Source organism: Kitasatospora sp. GAS204B, assembly GCF_029892155.1.
In the GTDB taxonomy this organism is placed as follows: Bacteria; Actinomycetota; Actinomycetes; order Streptomycetales; family Streptomycetaceae; genus Kitasatospora.
On record NZ_JARZAG010000022.1, the window covers coordinates 86,885 to 107,650 of the forward strand.

14 protein-coding genes are annotated in these 20,766 nt (G+C 73.0%); 8 read left to right on the top strand and 6 right to left on the bottom strand.

The window, feature by feature from the left end:
* The first annotated feature begins 49 nt into the window (after nt 1–49).
* Entirely contained in the window at nt 50–703 is a 654-nt protein-coding gene (locus P3T41_RS26695; RefSeq protein ID WP_280693063.1) for a class I SAM-dependent methyltransferase, read from the top strand.
* Between the two features lie 22 nt (nt 704–725).
* On the opposite strand, the gene P3T41_RS26700 is transcribed toward P3T41_RS26695, so the two are convergent.
* From P3T41_RS26700 to P3T41_RS26710, 3 genes are all read right to left on the bottom strand, one after another.
* Nucleotides 726–854: a hypothetical protein gene (locus P3T41_RS26700; RefSeq protein WP_280693064.1), complete on the bottom strand. Its 129-nt coding sequence runs from the start codon at nt 852–854 to the stop codon at nt 726–728.
* A gap of 109 nt (nt 855–963) precedes the next feature.
* Nucleotides 964–1,434 carry a cyanase gene (cynS, locus tag P3T41_RS26705; RefSeq protein ID WP_280693065.1) on the bottom strand — a complete coding sequence of 157 codons (471 nt, stop codon included), beginning with the start codon at nt 1,432–1,434 and terminating at the stop codon, nt 964–966.
* 146 nt (nt 1,435–1,580) lie between these two features.
* Entirely contained in the window at nt 1,581–2,192 is a 612-nt protein-coding gene (locus P3T41_RS26710; RefSeq protein WP_280693066.1) for a carbonic anhydrase, read from the bottom strand.
* Nucleotides 2,193–2,317: 125 nt separating this feature from the next.
* Between P3T41_RS26710 and cynR the strand changes: the two genes are divergently transcribed.
* The 3 genes from cynR to P3T41_RS26725 all read left to right on the top strand — a co-directional run bounded on the left by cynR (nt 2,318) and on the right by P3T41_RS26725 (nt 5,526).
* Entirely contained in the window at nt 2,318–3,244 is a 927-nt protein-coding gene (cynR, locus tag P3T41_RS26715; RefSeq protein WP_280693067.1) for a transcriptional regulator CynR, read from the top strand.
* A 295-nt stretch (nt 3,245–3,539) separates the two neighbouring features.
* Entirely contained in the window at nt 3,540–5,036 is a 1,497-nt protein-coding gene (locus tag P3T41_RS26720; protein WP_280693118.1) for an SDR family NAD(P)-dependent oxidoreductase, read from the top strand.
* A gap of 4 nt (nt 5,037–5,040) precedes the next feature.
* A complete protein-coding gene (locus P3T41_RS26725; RefSeq protein WP_280693068.1) occupies nt 5,041–5,526 on the top strand; it encodes an NUDIX domain-containing protein in 486 nt (161 codons plus the stop codon).
* Between the two features lie 43 nt (nt 5,527–5,569).
* Here the strand turns inward: P3T41_RS26725 and P3T41_RS26730 are convergent, their stop codons facing one another.
* The 3 genes from P3T41_RS26730 to P3T41_RS26740 form a co-directional block, all read right to left on the bottom strand.
* Nucleotides 5,570–6,046 carry a 2Fe-2S iron-sulfur cluster-binding protein gene (locus tag P3T41_RS26730; RefSeq protein ID WP_280693069.1) on the bottom strand — a complete coding sequence of 159 codons (477 nt, stop codon included), beginning with the start codon at nt 6,044–6,046 and terminating at the stop codon, nt 5,570–5,572.
* Nucleotides 6,047–6,105: 59 nt separating this feature from the next.
* Complete coding sequence (locus P3T41_RS26735) at nt 6,106–8,409, bottom strand: molybdopterin cofactor-binding domain-containing protein (protein WP_280693070.1); 2,304 nt, start codon at nt 8,407–8,409, stop codon at nt 6,106–6,108.
* Nucleotides 8,410–8,535: 126 nt separating this feature from the next.
* Nucleotides 8,536–8,889: a MazG-like family protein gene (locus P3T41_RS26740; protein WP_280693071.1), complete on the bottom strand. Its 354-nt coding sequence runs from the start codon at nt 8,887–8,889 to the stop codon at nt 8,536–8,538.
* A gap of 159 nt (nt 8,890–9,048) precedes the next feature.
* Here P3T41_RS26740 and P3T41_RS26745 point away from each other — a divergent pair, with 159 nt between their 5' ends.
* The 4 genes from P3T41_RS26745 to P3T41_RS26760 are packed head-to-tail and all read left to right on the top strand — an operon-like array spanning nt 9,049 to nt 20,759.
* On the top strand, nt 9,049–10,473 hold the full coding sequence (locus P3T41_RS26745; protein ID WP_280693072.1) for an MFS transporter: 1,425 nt from the start codon (nt 9,049–9,051) through the stop codon (nt 10,471–10,473).
* Entirely contained in the window at nt 10,418–13,714 is a 3,297-nt protein-coding gene (locus tag P3T41_RS26750; protein ID WP_280693073.1) for a beta-ketoacyl synthase N-terminal-like domain-containing protein, read from the top strand. Before P3T41_RS26745 ends, P3T41_RS26750 begins: the two co-directional genes overlap by 56 nt.
* The gene (locus P3T41_RS26755; RefSeq protein ID WP_280693074.1) at nt 13,711–19,455 is read left to right on the top strand and encodes a MupA/Atu3671 family FMN-dependent luciferase-like monooxygenase; all 5,745 of its coding nucleotides are present in this window, start codon (nt 13,711–13,713) and stop codon (nt 19,453–19,455) included. The genes P3T41_RS26750 and P3T41_RS26755 overlap by 4 nt, the downstream gene beginning before the upstream one ends.
* Nucleotides 19,452–20,759 (top strand): M18 family aminopeptidase, encoded by a 1,308-nt coding sequence (locus P3T41_RS26760; RefSeq protein WP_280693075.1) that lies wholly within the window; start codon nt 19,452–19,454, stop codon nt 20,757–20,759. The genes P3T41_RS26755 and P3T41_RS26760 overlap by 4 nt, the downstream gene beginning before the upstream one ends.
* Nucleotides 20,760–20,766 lie beyond the last annotated feature (7 nt).

Here is a 20,766-nt window from a genome sequence, read left to right on the forward strand (position 1 = left end):
CACGCCGGCGGCAGCGGCCGACTTCGCGCGCACGCTAATCTCCTCCCCCATGACTGACGACCCGTCCTACCAGGGCGCCACCCGGACCTTCTACGACACCGTCGCCGCCGAGTACCACGAGCGGTTCGGCCTGGAACTCGACACCAATCCGCTCGGCCGGGCGCTGCTCGACTCCTTCGCCGAGCAGGTGCGCAACGCCGGGTTCGGACCGGTCGCCGATCTCGGTTGCGGCCAGGGGCGGGTGACGGCGTACCTGGCCGCGCGCGGGGTGGACGCCTTCGGTATCGACCTCTCGCCCGGGATGATCGCGCAGGGTCGGCGGACGTACCCCGGGCTGCGGTTCGAGGTGGGCTCGATGACCGGGCTGGACCTCGCGGACGACTCGCTCGGCGGTGTCCTCGCGTGGTACTCGATCATCCACACGCCCGCGGACCGGCTGCCGCTGGTGCTCGCGGAGTTCCACCGGGTGCTCGCGCCGGGCGGTCAGCTGCTGGTGGCCTTCCAGGTGGGCGACGAGCCCCGGCACGTGGAGTGGCCCACGCTGCCGGTCTCGCTCGACTTCCAGCGCTGGACTCCGGAACGCGTCACCGAGTTGCTGGCCGAGGCCGGGTTCGCCGTGACGGCGCAGCTGGTGCGAGAACCCTACGGACACGAGAAGGTGCGGCAGGCCCACCTGCTGGCGGAGAAGCCGAACCGGACGTAGCGAGGGCCGGTTCGCGAGGCACCTACAGGCGCAGCAAGTGCCCTGCGGCGGCCAGGACCCGGCCGTCCTTGACGATGACGGTGGCGAAGGGGCGCCCGCCCTCCTCGACGTTGCGAAGGGCGAGGTCGATGGTGCGCTGTGCGAAGTCCATGCTGCTGCTCCTCGTGCTGCTCGGATCGAGTGCGTCTGCGGGTGCGATCCCGGCGGGCAGCCGGGCGGGCCGGGAAGGGCTGGGCGGCCCTTCCCGGCCTGCTCGCGGGTCAGAACGGCTTGGTGGGCAGGTACTTGCCGTCGAGGGTGATGACCGCGCGCTCGCCGCCCTCGGGGTCGGCGACCTTCTTCACGTCGAGCTTGAAGTTGATCGCGCTGATGATGCCGTCGCCGAGCTGCTCGTGGACCAGCGCCTTGAGGGTGGTGCCGTAGACCTGGAGCATCTCGTAGAAGCGGTAGATGGTCGGGTCGGTGGGGATGCCGCCGGGGATGCTGCCACGCAGCGGGATGCTCTGCAGCACCATCGCGTCGTCGGCGTCCAGGCCGAGCAGTTCGGCGACGGCCTTGGCCGAGGCCTCGGGCAGGGGGTGCTGGCCGAGGACGGCGGCGGTGACGAAGGCAACCGACAGGCCTGCGGCGTCCGCGATCTGGTGCCAGGTCAGGTCCTTGCGCATCTTGGCGTCGACGGCCTTGTTGGCAAGGGCCTGACGGGCCGCGGGGTCGAACTGGGCGTGCACCATGAGGGGTTCCTTCCGGGTGTGCCGATCGCCGGGGATGAGGGGAACGGCAGGTTCTTGGGGGATGAGGGGAGTGAGGGGGTGGTCCCGGGCGGCGGAGCGGCCGGGGATCAGGCGTAGGGGCCGGGATCAGGCGTAGGGGTCGGCGATCAGGCCGCGACGGCGGCCGGTCGGCCGGTGGCGTCGAGCTCGTCGAGCTCGTCGACCGTACCGGCGGGGATGTCGTAGACCCAGCCGTGCAGGGTGACCGTGTCGGCGGCCAGGGCGCGGGCCACCGAGGGGTGGGTGGCGAGGTTCGCCAGCTGGGCGCGCACGTTCTCTCGGACCAGCGCGTCCACCTTCGGTGCCCCGCCCTCGCCGGTGGCGCGGGCCCGGGAGGCGTCCGCGTGGCGCAACCAGTCGGCGATGGCGGGCGCACCGCTCAGGTCGTGGCGCTCGGCGAGGGCGGTCATCGCGCCGCAGGCGGAGTGGCCGCAGACCACGATGTCGGTGACGTTCAGGACGGCGACGGCGTACTCGATGCTGGCCGCCACACCATCGGGGCCCGGGGTGTAGGCGGGGACCAGGTTCCCGGCGGTCCGGATGACGAACAGCTCGCCCGGCTCGCTCTGGGTGATCAGCTCCGGCACCACGCGGGCGTCCGAGCAGCTGATGAACAGGGTCGTCGGCCGGTGGGTCGCGGCCAGGTGGGCGAAGAGGTCCGCCTTGGCCGGGTAGACGTCCCGCTGGAAACGTGCGACGCCCTCGGTGAGGTCTTGCATGGTCCACTCCCTTCGGTGTTCGCCGGCCCCGTGGGGCTGACGACATCCACCATGCATGACCTGTTCCTATAGTGTCCAAGACGCGCTGAGCATCATTGCCATTGCTGACATCTATAGTTATGGGTATGGCCCTGGAGCTCCGTCACCTGCGCTATCTGCTCGCCGTCGCCGAGCACGCCAACTTCACCCGCGCCGCCGAGGCGCTGCGCGTCTCGCAGCCCACGCTGTCCCAGCAGATCAAGCAGCTCGAACGGCAGCTCGGCGTCCAGCTCCTCGATCGGACCGGGCGCACCGTACGGCTGACCGACGCCGGCCAGACCTACACCCACTACGCCCGCCGCGCCCTGCAGGACCTGGCGGCGGCCGAGCGCGCGGTACTGGACATCCAGGACCTCTCCCACGGCGGCCTCCGCCTGGCGATGACCCCGACGCTCACCGCGTACCTGATCGGCCCACTGGCGGCCGAGTTCCAGACCCGGCATCCGGGGATCGCATTGGAGATCGGTGAGTTGACGCAGGATCAGATCGAGGCGGCGCTCCTCGACGACCGGCTGGACCTCGGCTTCGCCTTCAGTGCCGAGCACCGGCCCGGGGTGGCCGCACAGCCGCTGTTCAGCGAGACCCTCAGCCTCGTGGTCGGCGCCGCGCACCCGCATGCCGGCCGCCGGGAACCGCTGCCCATCGGCGAGCTGGCACAGCACCCGCTCGCCCTGCTCAGCCCCGACTTCGCCACCCGCGCCCACATCGACCGGCACTTCGCGGACCATGGCGTCCGGGCGCGCATCGCCGTGGAGGCGGACACCATTACCGCGCTCACCGAGATCGTCGGCAGAACCGCGCTCGCCACCGTGCTACCGGACGCCCTCACGCGTGACGACCCGCGCCTGTGCCCCGTCCCGCTCGACCCGGCACTGCCCGCCCGCACCGTCGCCCTGCTCCGCCGGGGCACGGCGTACCAGAGCGCTGCCGCTCGCGCGTTCATCGAGGTCGCCGGTCGATGGACTGGCGCGCTTGGCGGGACGGCTGGGCGGGGGCCGACTTCCGGGGGGTGAGGACGGGGGCAGGGAGGGGTGCGCCGATGGGCGATAGGCGGTTTGCGGCCCTCGATAGCTGGTGACAGATGACAGATTTTGAGATCTGTCATCTGTCACCGGCTATTAGCCATCGGCTATCGGTCAGCGGTCATCGGGATTCGAGCATCGAGATGACCGCGCCGTTTGGCCGTCCCCCGCCCACTCCGTACAGTTCACGGGGTACATCCCAACATCGGCGATCAAGGAAAGCGGCAACAGCATGACGACGGCAGCGGAGCAGCGGCACGACCGACAGGGGTCGATCGGCGATCCGATGCCGACCGACCAGGAGACGGTCACCCCCGCCGCTGACCAGTCCGCCGAGTACGGCCCCGGCCTCGACCCCGAGCGCCTGCGCCTCTGCCTCGACGTGCTCGCCGAGCTGGACGACCTCCCGGTCGACCACCCTGACGCCATCACCGTGCGCCGGGCCGTCGCGGGCATCTTCCGCACCGTGAAGCAGCGCCGCCGCCAGGAGACCCGCGCCGCGAAGAGCGCCAACGACCGCGCCGTGACCGCCCGCACCGCGACCGGCGCACCGGGCCGGATCGACGACGAGACGGCCGGCGTCTTCGGCCTGAGCACCCCCACCACCACCGAGATCGCCGGCATCCTGCAGCGCCCGCGCTCCTGCTACATCTGCAAGACCCGCTTCGTCGAGGTCGACGCGTTCTACCACCAGCTCTGCCCGTCCTGCGCCCGCTCCAGCCGGGCCCGGCGGGACGCGACGACCGACCTGACGGGCCGTCGGGCCCTGCTCACCGGCGGCCGCGCCAAGATCGGGATGTACATCGCGCTGCGCCTGCTGCGTGACGGTGCGCACACCACCATCACCACCCGGTTCCCGAAGGACGCGATCCGCCGCTTCACGGAGATGCCGGACAGCGCGGACTGGCTGCACCGTCTGAAGATCGTCGGCATCGACCTGCGCGACCCGGCCCAGGTGGTCGCGCTGGCCGACTCGGTGGCCGCCGAGGGCCCGCTGGACATCCTGATCAACAACGCCGCGCAGACCGTGCGCCGCTCCCCCGCCGCCTACGCCGAGCTGGTCGCCGCCGAGTCCGCGCCGCTGCCGGCCGGGCAGCTGCCCGCCAGCGAGGTGATCGGCGTCTTCGGCAGCGGCAGCGTCGACCGGCCCGCGCTCCCCGGGCAGGCGAGCGGCGAGCACGAGGCGCTCACCGCCCAGCAGGTGACCGCGCTCGCGCTGGTCACCGGTTCGGCCTCGCCGGCTCGGATCGAGGCCGGCACCGCGATCGACGCGGGCGGCCTGGTGCCGGACCTGGCCGACTCCAACAGCTGGGTGCAGACCGTCAACGAGGTCGACCCGATCGAGCTGCTGGAGGTGCAGCTCTGCAACTCCACCGCGCCGTTCATCCTGGTCAGCCGGCTGCGGAAAGCGCTCTCCGCCTCCCCGGCGCGCCGCAAGTACGTGGTGAACGTCTCCGCGATGGAGGGCCAGTTCAGCCGCGGTTACAAGGGCGCGGGCCACCCGCACACCAACATGGCCAAGGCCGCGCTCAACATGCTCACCCGCACCAGCGCCAAGGAGATGCTGGAGACGGACGGCATCCTGATGACCGCCGTGGACACCGGCTGGATCACCGACGAGCGGCCGCACCCGGACAAGATGCGGCTCGCCGAGGAGGGCTTCCACGCCCCGCTCGACCTGGTGGACGGCGCGGCCCGGGTCTACGACCCGATCATCCGCGGCGAGGGCGGCGAGGACCTGTACGGCTGCTTCCTGAAGGACTTCGAGCCCGCCGCGTGGTGACCTGGTGACCCGCGTCGTGACACCGCCCACCGCACCGCGCCCGCTGATCGGCGCCGGGGTGATCGTCCCCAGCACCGACGGGCGCGGCCTGCTGCTCGGCCGGCGCACCACCCCGGGCGAGCCGCCGACCTGGAGCCTGCCCGGCGGCAAGGTGGACCACCCGGGCGAGTCCTTCGAGCAGGCGGCGGCCCGCGAGCTGGCCGAGGAGACCGGGATCGAGTTGCCCGCCGAGCGGATGCGGGTGCTCGCCGTGATCCTGGACCATCTCGACGGCCGCCCCCGGCTGACCGCCGCCGTGCTCGCGCCGCCGAGCGATGCGACGGCCGTCGTCACCGAGCCGGAGAGCTGCGGGGGTTGGGAGCGGTTCGAGCTGGCGGAGCTGCCCGAACCGATGTTCGGGCCCTCCGCCTGGGTCCTGGCGCACTGGCTGCCCGCCCCGGCCCCGCTGCCCGCAGGCGTCTTCAACTACCCCACCAGCACCGGGCGGTAGTCCCAGGCTCGGCGGCACCGCAGCGCGCGCGGGTGACCGACCGTCAGAACTCCTTCGCCGCAGCCGTGATCGCCTCCCGGATCCGGTGGTAGGTGCCGCAGCGGCAGATGTTGCGGATCTCGTCGAAGTCGGCGTCACCGATCTCGTGGCCGGCCGCCCGGGCCTGTCGCACCTTGGCGACGGCGGCCATGATCTGGCCGGGCTGGCAGTAGCCGCACTGGGCGACGTCGTACGTCAACCAGGCCTCCTGCATGGGGTGCAGGTCCTTGCCGACGGTGGCGGGCAGGCCCTCGATGGTGGTGATCTCGTCGGTGGCCTGCACCGCGCTGACCGGCACCGAGCAGGGGTTGAAGGCCTTGCCGTTGATGTGGCTGGTGCAGGCCTGGCAGACGCCGAGGCCACAGCCGTACTTGGGGCCGGTGACGCCGAGCACGTCGCGCAGCACCCAGAGCAGCCGCACGTCGTCATCGACCTCGGCGGTGACCTGCGTGCCGTTGAGGATGAAGGAGTGTTGGGGCACGGATGGGCTCCTAGACTTTCGAAACGCCGGTAGTAGACGCTGGTTGGCGCTAGTAGGCGCTAGTAGGCGCGGCTGAGGCCGTCGGTGGGGGACTGCGGAATCGGCGGCTCGGTGGGCAGCGGGACGAAGCCGAGCGGGGCGGTGTGGTTGATCGGGAAGCTGGTCGGCATCGTGCCGGTGGCCCGGCCGTACGCGCAGGCGACTGCGGCCATCGCACCGGCCACCGCCAACTCACCCGCGCCGCCGGGGACTCCGGTGGTCGGCGGCATCACGATGATCTGCAGCTCGGGCGGCGTGTTCCACTGCCTGGTGTAGAAGTACTCGTCCCAACTGCCTTCCTGGAACATCCCGTTCTCCAGGTGCAGGCCGGAGGTCAGGGCGACCGCGATGCCGTCCATGATGCCGCCCATCATCTGGGCCTCCAACCCCCGCGGGTTGACCGCGAGTCCGACGTCGACGGCGCAGACGACCTTGGTCACGCGCGGCCCGGTCCAGGCGTCCGGCACCTGTCGCCCGACCGTGGCGGGGGTGCAGTCGATCTCGGCCAGCACGGCCACGAAGCCGTGGTACTCGGGGTGCAGGGCGATGCCCTGCGCGGTGCCGGCCGGCATCGTCCGGCCCCAGTCACCCGCCTGCGCGACCTGGTCGAGGACGGCCTTGGCCCGGTCGTCCTTGAGGAACTGGCGGCGGAAGCGGTAGGCGTCCTGGCCCATGGCCGCGGCGAGCTGGTCGACCACCAACTCCTGTGCGCAGCGGACGTTGGGCGAGTAGATGCCGCGCATGCTGCCGGTGTTGAAGCCGTGGTCGACCTCGTTCAGCAACTGGGTGGTGACACCGAACTCGTAGGGGGTCTGCTGGGTGAGCTCGAACATCGTCTCGGAGAAGCCGAGGTCGGCCACCGGCAGCTTGGCGACCAGCGAGGTGATGATCTCGCCCAGGCCGTGGCCGAAGTCGGTGCCGACCGAGGTGTGCCGCTGCTCGAAGCTGACCACGTTGCCCAGCGAATAGGTGGCGCGCACCCGGGAGGTGGCCATCGGGTGGGCGCGGCCCTGACGGAAGTCGTCGGTGCGGTGCCACATCAGCTTGACCGGCTTGCCCATCGCCCGCGAGATCAGCGCGGCCTCGATCGCGGCGTCGTGGAAGAGCTTGCGGCCGAACGAGCCACCGCCCTGGGTGACGTGCACGGTAACGGCGGTGGGCAGCAGGCCGAGCGCCGCCGCGATGGTCTGCTGCGCGACGATCGGCGACTTCAGCGCGCCCCAGATCTCCGCCCGGTCCGCCCGCACGTCGGCGATCGCGCAGTTGGGCTCCAGCGCGCTGTTGCTGGCGAAGTGGAAGGTGAACCGGGTGTCGACCTCCTGGGTGAGCAGCGGCAAGGGGGGTATCACCAGCGGCAGTTCGGCGGCCAGCAGCTCCTGGAGCACGGTGGCGTCCGAGGCTCCCTCGGCAGTGCCGGGGCCCCAGGTCACCTGCAGCGCGCGGACGGCGTCGATGCACTGGCCGAAGGTCTGCCCGCGCACCGCGACGCCGGTGGCGACGGTCACCACGTCGGTGATGCCGGGCATCGCCTGCACGGCCGCCAGGTTCTGCACCGACCGGACGGTGCCGTTGATCGTCGGCGGGCGGCAGACCATGGTCGGCAGCGCACCGGGCACGCTCAGGTCCATCGCGAACTGCTTGCGCCCGGTGACCGCGTCCAGGGCGTCGACCCGGTTCTGCGGCGTGCCGATGACGCTGAACTGCGCGGCCGGCTTGAGTCCGACCGAGACCAGCAAGGTGGTCTGGCTGGCCGCCGCCACCGCCAGCGCGCCGTAGCCGATGCTCGCACCGCTCGCCGAACTCACCACGCCCGCACTGGTGGTCAGCGTCGAGACCGCGACGCCGAGCTGGGCCGCCGCCGCCTGCAGCAGCCGCTGCCGGGCGATCGCGGCGGCCACCCGGATCGGGGTGTAGGTGGAGATCGTGGTGTTCGAGCCGCCGGTCAGCTGGTTGAAGAGCAGTTCGGGGCGCGCGTCCGCGAGCGTCACCCGCACCCGGTCCAGCGGCAGGTCCAGTTCCTCGGCGATCAGCATCGCGCTGGAGGTGGTCACGCCCTGGCCGACCTCGGCTCGCGGCAGCGCGAAGGAGGCCGTGCCGTCGGTGTTCAGCTGAATGCTGATCAGGTTCGCGGTGGGCAGCGCCGCGTCCGTGAGCAGGTCGTTCAGGTCGTACACCTCGGCCGGCTCGGGCAGCGAGGGGATCGCGGCCTCGGCCCGCTCGGGCGCCGCCACCTCCCCGAGCTGCGCCGCCACCGTGAGCGTGGAGGCCGCGAGCACGTAGCCCAGGAACCTCCGCCGCCCCAGCGAGTGATCCTGATCACCCATCAACTGTCCTCTCCCCGGCATCGTCGCGAAGCGCGAGCCTGCCACATCCCCACCGGCGCCACCACGCCGACCCTACCGCCGAGTAGCTCACGGCGGCGCAACGGCCGCTACGGCTCGAGGTGCGGCTCAGGGCTGATCCGGGGCGGGGGCCTCGGCGTGGGTCTGGGCGTGAGCCTGGGACCGCTGGTGGATGCGCCGGATCGTCGTGGACAGCTGCTGCTCGGGGTCCGGGCTGAACCGGTGCAGGGCGACTATCGCGCTGACGATCACGTCGCACAGCTCGTCCGCCACCTGCTGCTCGGTGTGCGTCACGCCCTTGCGCGGGTTCTGGCCCTGCAGACCGATGTACGCCCCCACCACCTCCCCCGCCTCCTCGGTGAGCTTCATCAGCCGCATCGCGGTCTCGTGCGGGCCGGTGCCGTTGGCGCGGTCGAGCCAGGTGACGAGTTGACGAACCGTCTGCCAGTCCTCGGCGGTCATCAGTGTGTTGCTCCTTCCTGCCCCGCCGCGAAGCTGGGACATCCTTCGAGAAGTCTGGTAAATCTCGTCGTGTGCATGCGCATCGAGTCCACGACTGCCTAAGGTAGCGGGCAGCGCCCACTCTTACGCTCGCTCCACGTGCTGGTAAGGAAGCCACCCATGTCTGACGCCGTACGAGGCGCCTCCGGCTCGGCGGAGGGTCCGTTCGTGACGTCCGGGACGGCGGTGCTCCTGGAACGCCGGTACCGGATCCTGGTGACCGGCTACTCGATCTCCTCGTACGGCACCTTCCTGAACCTGGTGGCGCTCAACCTGTACGTGTACGCGGTGACCGGCCGGGCGTTGGCCGTCGGGGCGTTCCTGGCCGTGCGGTTCGCCGCCGGGTTCGCCGCCGGGCTGGTCGCGGGGCCGGTGCTGGCCCGGTGGTCGGCGAAGGGGGTCATGCTCTGGACCAACCTGGGCCAGGCGGCGGCGCTGGTGCTGCTGGTGGCCGCCCCGCACGGGCTGCGCCCGGCCGCGCTGTTCACGGTCTCCGCGCTGGTCGGCGGGGCGGGCACGCTGTTCATGGTCGCGCTGCGCAGCTCGATCCCGCACATGGTCGGCGACGGCCGGCACACCTGGGCGAACTCGCTGATGGTCAGCGGGCGTTCGATGGCCATGGTGGCCGGGTTCGCCTCCTCCGGCGTGGTGGTCTCGCTGCTCGGCTACAGCGCGGCGTTCCTGGTGGACATGGCCACCTTCCTGGTCTGCGCCCTGACGGTGGCACTGCTGCCGCTGACCCTGGGGCCCACCGGCCGTGACACCGGACAGGCCGCGCAGGACGACCCGGCCGATGGCGCTGCCGACAGCGGTGCCGACAGCGGTGCCGCGGCCGGCAAGCAGCGGTTCTCCGCCGCGATCACGGCCCTGGCGGCGGCTCCGGTGCTCGGGTTGATGGTGGCGTTACGCGGCGTCGACGCGCTGGGCTCCTCCTCGCACAACGCGGCGCTGCCCGTCTACTCCACCCGACTCGACGCCCACGACCCGGCGGTTTTCGTCAGCGTCTTCTGGTGCGTCTGGGCGCTCGGCAACGTGCTGGTCCAGCAGGCGCTGCGGCAGTACACCAGGCGCACCGAACGCACGGTCGGCGCGTTGGGCTTCGGACTCGGCACCATCGCGATGTCGGCCACCTTCATCCTGGCCTTCGCGGGGTTCCCGTGGGCCGCGACCGTCCCGATCGCGCTGCTGGCGGGCGCGGCCGACGGGCTGACCGAAGTGTCGTACACCTCGCACCTGCAGACGCTGCCGACCACCCTGCGCGGCCACGCCTTCGGGCTCTCCGCCACAGTGGAGAACCTCGGTTTCGGCCTCGGCATGATCGCGGTCGCCGCCGCACTCGACGCTTTCAGCCCGCTGTCGGTGGTGGGGGTATCGCACGGCGTCGCCATCGTCCTCGCTCTGGTCTTCCTGGCCCAGGTGGTGCGGCACCACGGTGCGGGAGCGGAGGCGGTGGCGGAGGCGGCGAGCAGGCAGAAGGAGAGGGAAGACGATGCAGGACCGGCGCGTGGCGGTCATCGGGATGGCGCTGAGATTTCCGGGCGCTGAGACACCCGAGCAGTACTGGCACGACATCCGGTCCGGCGTCTCGCACGTCCGCCGATTCACCGACGCCGAGTTCGCGGCGGCGGGCGTGCCCGAAGACCGGTACCGGGACCCGGAGTTCACCGGTGCCGGCGCGTTGCTGCCCGGCATCGACGGGTTCGACGCCGAGTTCTTCGGGATGAGCGGGCGCGAGGCGACACTGACCGATCCGCAGCAGCGGCTCTTCCTGGAGTGCTGCCACCACGCGCTGGAGGACGGCGGTTACGCCGGCTGGACCGGGCGGATCGGGGTGTACGCGAGCGTCGGCTACCGCCTCCACTCGCTGCACAGCTACCTGGCCAACAACATCGGCGAGTTGAGCCGCACCGAGGACTGGGCCGCCGCCAAGCAGATCCAGGTCGGCAACTATCCCGACTTCACCGCCACCCGGGCGGCGTTCCGGCTCGGGCTGGACGGGCCGGCGGTGAACGTCGCGACCGCCTGCTCCAGCGGCCTCGTCTCGGTCCATCTCGCCTGCCAGGCACTGCTCGCGGGCGAGGCGGACCTGATGCTGGTCGGTTCGGCCGCGCTGCACCTGCCGCAGGTCACCGGGGGCCGCCGGGTGCCCGGCTCGACCCTCTCCGCGAGCGGGGCGGTCCGGGCCTTCGACGCGGCGGCGGACGGCACGGTCGGCGGCAACGGGGTGGCCGCCGTGCTGCTCAAACCGCTGGCGAAGGCGCTGGCCGACGGCGACACCGTACACGCGGTCGTGCTGGGCTCGGCGGTCACCAACGACGGTGCGGGCCGGGCCGGTTTCGCGGCTCCGGGCATCGCGGGCCAGCGGGACGCGGTGCTCGGCGCGCTGGCCGCCGCCGGGGTCGGCGCCGACACGCTCAGCTACCTGGAGGCGCACGGCACCGGCACCCTCAAGGGCGATCCGATCGAATTCGCCGCGCTCACCGAGGCGTTCCGCCGGCACACCGACCGCGTCGGCCACTGCGCGCTCGGCTCCACCAAGCCCGCCATCGGGCATCTGGACAGCGCGGCGGGCCTGGCGGGACTGATCAAGGCCATCCTGGTGCTGCGGCACGGCATCGTCCCGCCGCTGGCGAACTTCACCTGTCCCAACCCGCGACTGGACCTCGAGCGGAGCCCGTTCACGCTGCCCCGGCGCGCCATGCCATGGCCGGTGGACGCCCACCCGCGACGGGCGGGCGTGCACGCCATCGGCCTGGGCGGCACCAACGCGCACGTGATCCTGGAACAGGCCCCGCCGGTTCCCGCGCGGCCCCCGGGCGCGCCGGTTCCGGCGCTGCTGCCACTGTCGGCGCAGAGCCCCACCGCACTGGAGCAGAGCGCCCGTTCACTCCGCGCGGAGCTGCTGCGGCACCCGGCGTCGCACCCGGCCGATCTGCTGACGACGACCGCACTCGGGCGCCGCCACCTGCGCCACCGGCTGGTCCTCACCGTGCCCGCCGACGGGTGGGCCGGCGCGCTCGACGCGTTCCTGGCGGATCCGCGCGGCGCCGAGCCGCCCGCCACCGGGTACGGGTACCGCAGGCCGCCCGCCGCCGGGTACCGGACCGGGACGGTGACGGCCCCGGTCACGCCCGCTTTCGTCTTCAGCGGTCAGGGCGGCGGCCGACCCGGGATGGCCGGCGCGCTCGCCGCCCGGTTCCCGGTGGTGGCCGAGGTCCTCGAGGAGTGCGCCCGGATCCATCAACAGGAGACCGGCCGGCGGTACTTCCTCGACCGGCTGGTGTCCGGCACGGACCGTGCGCCGTGGGACACCGCCTTCGCCCAGCCGGCGATCTTCGCGCTGCAGGTCGCGCAGGCCGAACTCTGGCGGCAGCTCGGCGTGTTACCGGCCGCAGTGGCCGGGCACAGTGTCGGGGAGTACGCGGCCCTGTGCGTCGCGGGAGCGCTCTCGTTGGCGGACGGCATGCGGTTGACCTGCCGGCGGGGCCGGCTGATGCAGCGGACCGAACCCGGCGCGATGCTCGCCGTGTTCGCCTCGCGCGAGCGGGTCGGGCAGCTCATCGCCGCCGTCGGCGCCGCCGAAGCCGGGGCCGGGGCCGGGGCTGCCCGCGCGGACCGGCGCCTCGAACTCGCCGTCTCCAACGGGCCCGCGCAGCATGTCGTGGCGGGACGCCCGGTGGCGGTGGCGGCGGCGCGGGCCTGGCTGGCCGAGCACGGGGAAGCGGACGAGCCACTCCCGGTCGATCGGGCCTTCCACTCGGCCCTGCTCGACCCGATCCTCGACGAGTTGCGCGCCGCCGCCGAGCAGGTGCGGCTTCGGCCGGTGGAGCTGGAGTTCGTCAGCGGACTGGACGGTACGGCGCACCCGGTGGGCTGGCTGCCGGACGCCGACCACCTGGTCCGGCAGGCTCGGCAGCCGGTCGAGTTCCATGCGGTGCTGCGCACGCTGGCACCGGCCGGTCCGCTGGTCGAGCTGGGGCCCGGCGCGACGTTGACCGGCCTGGCCCGCCACGCGCTGCCCGATCGCACCCGCTGCGTGCCGACCCAGGGCCACGGCGGCGACCTGGACGGTCTCTGGTTGGCGGTGGCCCAACTGCACTGCGCCGGCGTGGACATCGACTGGGCGGCCGTGCTGGACGGCTCCGCCGGGCGGCGGATCCCGCTGCCCGGGTACCCGTTCCAGCATCGGTCGTACTGGATCGGTCCGCCGCCGCACCAGGGTCTGCCGCCGCACACCGGTCTGCCGCACACCGGTCTGCCGCACCCCGGCCCGGCAGTGGACCGCGTACCCGCACACCAACGCACCATGGAGGACGGCATGACCGAACAGGCGATACTCAAGCGGGTACTTGAGCTCACCGCGGCCCACCTCGGTTACCGCGTCGAGGAACTGGACGCCGGGCGGACCTTCGTCGGCCTCGGTGCCGACTCGCTCCAACTCATCGGTATGCTACGGCAGTTGGAGGGCGAGTTCGGGGCCAGGATCGCGGTCCGGGAGATCCTGGAGGAGGCCGGCACACCGGAACTGACGGCCCATCTGATAGCCGAGCGGACCGGGCAGGTGAGCACGGAACCCGCAGCAGTACCCATACCCATACCCGCAGCCGCGCCCGCAGCCGCGGCGACGGCTCAGGAGCGCGAGACCCCGGCCGCCGCCGAGTACGCGAGCCGGGCCGAACTCGCCGAGCTCAACCGTCAGATCACGCTGCTCGCCGAGACGCAGGCGGCCATGCTCAGCCAACTCTCCGACGCGGTCGCACTGCTCACCGCCGAGCGCGGCCGATGAGCCCGAGCGCGGCGGACCGGGCCGCGGCACTCTCCCGACAGGTCACGGCGCAACTGGCGGCGGCCAAGCGGCAGCTCGCGCCCCCAAGCCCCGCTCCCGCCCACGAACCGGCCCCCGCCGTGCACGGCCCTCGAGTGACCCTGCCGCCCGGCTCCGGCATGGCCGGTGACACCGCCACCGCCACCCAGCGCGCGCACGCCGCCGAGCTCGCCCGCCGCCTGACCGAGCGCACTCGCGGGTCCAAGGAGTTGGCCCAGCGCCAGCGCGCCGTGCTCGCCGACAGCCGGGCCGTGGTCGGCTTCCGCCGCGCCACCAAGGAGACCTTGTACCCCCTGGCAGCCCGCTCGGCCCGGGGCGCGCGGCTGACCGACCTGGACGGCAACGACTACACCGACATCACCATGGGCTTCGGCGCCCTCCTCTTCGGCCACGAGCCGGAGTTCGTCACCGAGGCCGTCCAGCGCCACCTCGCCCAGGGCCTGCGGTTCGGCCCCCGGCCGGTCGAAGCCGGTGAGGTCGCCCAGCAGCTCGCCGAGCTGACCGGCCTGGAGCGGGTCGCGTTCGCCACCTCCGGCACCGAGGCCAACGCCGCCGCCATCCGGCTCGCCCGGGCCGCCACCGGACGCGACCGGATCGTCATGTTCCGCGGCTCGTACCACGGCCACCTGGACTCCGTGCTGGGCCGCCCGGGTCCGAACGGCGGGCCCGCCGTGCCGGTGTCGCCCGGCATTCCGGACAGCGCCGTGGCCGAACTGCTGGTCCTCGAATACGGCAGTCAGGAAGCCCTGGAGCGGATCGACGAGCTCGGCGACAGCATCGCCGCGGTGCTGGTCGAGCCGGTCCAGTGTCGCCATCCCGCGCTGCGCCCGGTGGAGTTCCTGCGGGCGCTGCGCGAACTCACCCGGCGCCGCGGCATCGTGCTGCTCTTCGACGAGATGCTCACCGGCCTGCGTTCCCATCCGCGCGGCGCGCAGCACCACTTCGGCGTCGTCCCCGACCTGGCCACCTACGGCAAGGCGCTCGGCAGCGGGTTCCCGATCGGCGCGATCGCCGGCCGCGCCGATATCCTGGACGGCGTGGACGGCGGCTTCTGGCAGTACGGCGACGACAGCCGTCCGGAGGTCGAGACCACCTTCTTCGGCGGCACCTACCTGCAGCATCCGCTCTCGATGGTGGCGGCCAAGGCGGTGCTCGATCGGCTGGTCGCCGAGGGCCCGGTCCTGCAGGAGCGGCTCAACTCCCGTACCGACGCGCTGGCCGCCGACCTGAACGCGTTCTTCCGCGAGGAGGAATTCCCGCTGGAGTTCAGCCACTTCGGGTCGATGTTCCGGTTCACCCACCGGGCCGACCTGGAGTTGCTCCACCAGCACCTGCTGCTGCGCGGCGTCTACGTGTGGGAGTGGCGCAGCTGCTACCTCTCCACCGCCCACACCGACGGCGACCTCGAACGGGTCTCGGACGCGGTGAAGGACTCGCTGCGCGCCCTGCGCCAGGGCGGCTTCTTCCCCACCACCCGCGTGCGTACGCGCTCGACGCCGAAGCCCGACCGTCCGCGTCCGACCCCCGAGTTCGGGGTGTACTTCTTCGGCGACCAGCCGCAGGCCGACAGCGCCCGGTCCGACAGCGCCCGGGACGGCGAGTCAGCTCCCGCCGGCTCACCGGCCGACGCCTACCAGCGGATCATCGAGACGGCCCGGTTCGCCGACGAGCGCGGCTTCAGCTCGCTCTGGATACCCGAGCGCCACTTCCACTCCTTCGGCGGCCTCTTCCCCAACCCGTCGGTGCTGGCCGCCGCGCTGGCCCGGGAGACCAGCCGGATCAGGCTCAACGCCGGTTCCGTCGTGCTCCCGCTGCACGATCCGCTCCGGGTCGCCGAGGAGTGGTCGGTCGTCGACAACCTGTCCGGCGGGCGGGTCGGCCTCGGCTGCGCCACCGGCTGGCACGCGCAGGACTTCGCCCTGCACCCGGACCGCTTCGCACGCCGTACCGAGATCGGCCTCGCCCACCTGGAGGACGTCCGCACGCTCTGGCGCGGCGGCACCCTGCGGCGGCAGACCGGCGCCGGCCGGCCGACCGAGGTCCGCGTCCACCCCCGGCCCGTGCAGGACCTGCCGCCGATGTTCCTCGCCACCTCGGGGCGGCGGGAGTCGTACGAGGAGGCGGCCCGGCGCGATCTGGGCATCGTCACCAACCTGATGAACCAGACGGTCGCGGAACTCGCGGAGCACCTGAGCCACTACCGCAAGACCCGCGAGCAGCACGGCCTGGACCCGGACGCGGGCCGGGTCACCGTGCTGCTGCACACCTATCTCGGCGAGGACCACGCGAGCGCCCGGGCGCAGGCGCGCGAGCCGATGATCCGCTACCTGCGCTCCTCGCTGCTGCTGCGCGCCGCGGCGGGCGCGCTCGGCGGCGACCCGCGGGCGGTGGCCGAGGCGAGCGAGGAGGACCTGGAGTACCTCTTCCGCCGGGCCTACGACCGGTACTGCGACGAGCGGGCGCTGATCGGCACGCCCGACACCTGCGCCCCGGTGGTGGAGGCACTGCGGGTGGCAGGCGTCGACGAGATCGCCGCGCTGGTCGACTTCGGCCTGCCCGCCGAGCTGATCCGCACCGGGCTGGAGCGGCTGGACGCGCTGCGCCGGGGCGAGCACGGCGCCGCATCCCGCCCGACCACCGAGCTGTCGGCACCTGGTGGGCCGCCGAACGAACTGCCCACGCCCGCACCGCTCGACGACCTCTGCGCACCCGCCACCGACGCCCAGCGCCGGCTCTGGCTCGCCTGCCAGCTGATCGGCGACCGCGCCGCCTACAACGAGATCCAGGCGGTGCGGCTGCGCGGCGCCCTCGACCGGACGGCGCTGACCGCCGCCGTGGCGGGCCTGGTGGAGCGGCACGCCGGCCTGCGGACCGTATTCCGCGCGGGCGGCGCGGACCAGACGGTCCAGCAGCTCGTCCGGGCCCAGCCGCGCGCCGCGCTCCAGCCGACCGACGCCCGGGGGCAGGACGCCGGGGCCGCCATCGCCGCCGCGCTGCGCGAGGAGAGCTCGCGACCCTACGACCTGGCCGAGGGCCCGCTCTTCACGCCCCGGCTGCTGATCCTCGCCGAGGACGACCACGTCCTGCTGCTGGGCCTGCACCACCTCGTCACCGACGGGCACTCGGCCCGCCTGCTGGCCGCCGATCTCGAAGAGCTCTACACGGCCGCCGTCGAAGGCCGCCCCGCCCGCTTCGCGGCGCCCGCCGGCAGCACCCTGGACACCGTCGAACCCGCCCGGGATCCGGCCGATCTGGCCTGGTGGCGGCGGTCTCTCACGCCGCTGCCGCCGGTCCTCGCGCTGCCCACCGACCGGCCGCGCGGCCGCCGGGTGGCGGGGCACGGTGACGCCGTCGAGCTCCGCCTGGACCGCGCCCGCGGCTTCGAGCTCCAGGAGTGGAGCGGCCGGCAGGGCGTCACCCTCTTCGCCACCCTGCTCACCGCCTGGCAGCTGGTGCTGCGCGAACGCTCGGGCCAGGACGAGTTCGTGGTCGGCTCGACCTTCGGACGGCGGGCGCCGCAGGACGCCGGCACGGTGGGCTTCCAGGCCGCCGTGCTGCCACTGCGCGTGTCGCTGACCGCGCAGACCTCGCTGACCGCCGCGGTGCGGGCCACCCGGGACGCGCTGATCGACGCGGACGGCCGTCAACACGTGGACCTGGACGCGCTGTTGGCGGAGGTCAACCCCGACCGCGGCAACCCGCGACCGCTGATCACCGTGTCGGCGGACCTCGACACCGCGCCGCTGACCCGGCTGCGCCTGCCGGGACTGCGCGCCGAGGAGGTCGCGGGCGGCGCCTGCTCCGCGCCGCTCGAGATGGCCCTGATGGCCGTCCGGAGCAGCACCGGCTTGCGGCTGCGGATCCGCTACGACGCGGACCTCTTCGACTCCGCGACGGTGCGCGACTACCTCGGGGACCTCGACCGCGTGCTGCGGCTGATGACGGGCGACGGCGCCGCGCTGGTGCGGGACACCGCCGCCGCGCCCGCCCGGCGGCTCGCGGGGCCGACCGGCCACCAGGTGCCGGCCGGGCTGCGCGCCGTCTGGCGGTCGGTCCTGCGGCGCGACGACCTGGCCGCCGACACCGACTTCTTCGACGTCGGCGGCGATTCGATCTCGGCGATCAGGCTGGTCAACCGGGTGCGCGCGGAGCTGGGGGCCGACGTCCCGCTGGCGGACTTCTTCGCCGAGCCGACCCTGGGCGCGATGGCCCGGCAGCTGGGCGGCCCCGCAGCGACCCAGGCCACCGAGCCGCCTGCGCCACCTGAGCCGGTTGAGCCGCCTGCGCCGTCTGCGGCGTCTGCGCCGTCTGCACCGCCGGCCATCCCGGACGAGGAGCAGGTGCTCGACCGGGCCCCGGTGAGCGACCAGCAGGACCGGATGCTCGCCGGTCACTTCTCCCTGCCGCAGCCGCAGATCTGGAACGTGCCCACCACGATCCGATTCGGCGGCGCGCTGGACCTCGACGCGCTGCGCTCGGCGCTCACCGAGCTGATCAACCGTCACCAGGCGTTGCGCACCCGCTTCGTCCAGGACGAGGACGGCATCTGGTCGCAGGAGGTGCTGGCCGCGGGGCCGCTGCGCCTGCGGATCGACGACCTCAGCCGCCTGGCACCCGAGCGCCGGGCCGCCCGTGCCGACAGGACGTGCCAGGAGCTGGCCGCCGCCCCCATCGACATCACCCGGTCGACGCGGCCCCGGCTGCGGCTGCTGCGGCTCGCGCCGCAGGAATGGGTGCTGATGTTCGTGCTGCACCACATCAGCGCGGACGGCTGGGCCCATTCGGTGCTGCTCGGCGAGCTGGCCGAGCTCTACCGGGCGGCGGCGGCCGGCCTCCCGCCCGCCCTCGCCGCGCCCACCGCCCAGGCCACCGACTACGCCCGGCAGCAGCGGGCGACCCGGGATCCGCAAGCCGAGGCACGCCGGGCCGCGCACTGCGCCGCCTACCTGGCGGGCGTGCCGTGCCGGCTCGACATCCCCACCGACCGCCCCAGGACCGACCGGCTGAGCGGTGCCGGCGGCACCGTACGCGGCCTGCTCTCCGGCGAAGTCCGAAGTCGCATCGAGGAGTTCGCGACGGCACAGCGGGTCACCCCGTTCGCGGTCACGGTCGCGGCGCTCGGGGTGCACCTCGCCCGGCTCTCCGGTGAGCATGACGTGCTGCTGAGCGTCCCGTACGTCAACCGCGAGGGCGCGGACACCGAGACGCTGGTGTCGGTGACCGCCAGGGCGGTGCTGGTCCGGGTACGGATCGACCCGGCCGAGAGCGTCGCCGATCTGGTCAGCCGTACCGGCGCGGGCGCGCTGGCCGCGCTGGCGAACGTGCTGCCCACCGCGCTGATCCTGCAGGCGATGCGCGACGCCGGCGCCACCGAGGTCCCGGACCGGGTACCGAACACGCTGGCCTTCCAGAACTACACCGACACCGAGATCGAGATCCCCGGGCTCGACGTCCAAGTGGCGGATCTGGCCCCGCCGGTGGCCCGGGCGGAGCTGTGCTTCGGCCTGTCACCGCGCCGCGATCCGCAACTCGGCTACCGGACCTTCCTGGAGTACTCGGCGGACCTGTGGGACCGGGAGTCGGCCGACGACCTGCTGGCCGGCTACGCCGCGCTGCTCGAAGACTTCTGCGCGCAACCCGCCCGTCGGGTCGCGGAGTTGATCAACCCTCACTTCACAGCCCGAGAGACGGACGCCGAATGACCCTGGCCACCGACCCCAGCCACACCGAGGACCTGCTCGCCTTCCTCAAGGACAGTTCCTCCCCCTACCACGCCGTGGCGCAGGCCGCTCGCCGCCTGGAGAAGGCCGGCTTCACCGAGTTGAGCGGGACCAAGGAGTGGACGGGCCACCACGGCGGCAGCTTCATCGCCCGCGGCGGCGCGCTGATCGCCTGGTACGTCCCCGAGGGCGCCCCCGCCCACACCCCGTTCCGGATCCTCGGCGCGCACACCGACTCCCCCAACCTGCGGGTCAAGCCGACGCCCGACACCGGCGCCGCCGGGTGGCGCCAGGTCGCCGTCGAGGTCTACGGAGGCGTGCCGCTCAACACCTGGCTCGACCGGGACCTGGGCATCTCCGGGCGGCTCACCCTGCGCAACGGCACCTCGGCCCTGGTCAAGATCGACGAACCGCTGTTCCGGGTACCGCAGTTGGCCATCCACCTGGACCGCTCGGTGAACGACGGCATGACGCTCGACCGCCAGCGCCAGACCCAGCCGATCTGGTCGCTGGGCGCCCCGGAGCAGGGCGCGCTGCTGCGCCGGATCGCGCACCAGGCCGAGCTCGACCCCGTGGAGATCCTCGGCTGGGACCTGATGCTGCACGACATCCAGGCGCCCGGCCATCTCGGCGCGGAACGCGAGTTCCTGGTCTCCTCGCGGCTGGACAACCTGGTCTCCGTGCACGCGGGCGTCGCCGCGCTGACGGCGGCCGCCGACCACTGGTCGTCGGGCACCGGCGCCGTGCACCCCCCGCTGATCCCGGTGCTCGCCGCCTTCGACCATGAGGAGGTCGGCAGCGGCTCCGAGACCGGTGCCCAGAGTCCGCTGCTGGAGCGGGTGTTGAGCCGCTCGGTGGCCGCCCGGGGCGGCCACGGCGAGGACTGGGCGCGCGCCCTGGCGGGCGCGCTCTGCGTGTCGGCCGACATGGCGCACGCGGTGCACCCCAACTACAGCGAGCGGCACGATCCGGACAACCAGCCGCTGCCCAACGGCGGCCCCGTGGTGAAGGTCAACGTCAACCAGCGCTACGCCACCGACGGCACCGGACTGGCCGCCTTCGTGGCCGCCTGCGAGCGCGCCGAGGTGCCGTGGCAGCGCTTCGTCTCCAACAACGCGATGCCCTGCGGCACTTCGATCGGGCCGATCACGGCCGCCCGGTTGGGCGTCACGACGGTCGACGTCGGGGTGCCGGGGCTGTCCATGCACTCCGCGCGCGAGCTGGTCGGGGCCAAGGATCCCGGCTACCTGGCCCAGGCCCTCACCGAGTTCGCCACCACCAGCTGACGCCATC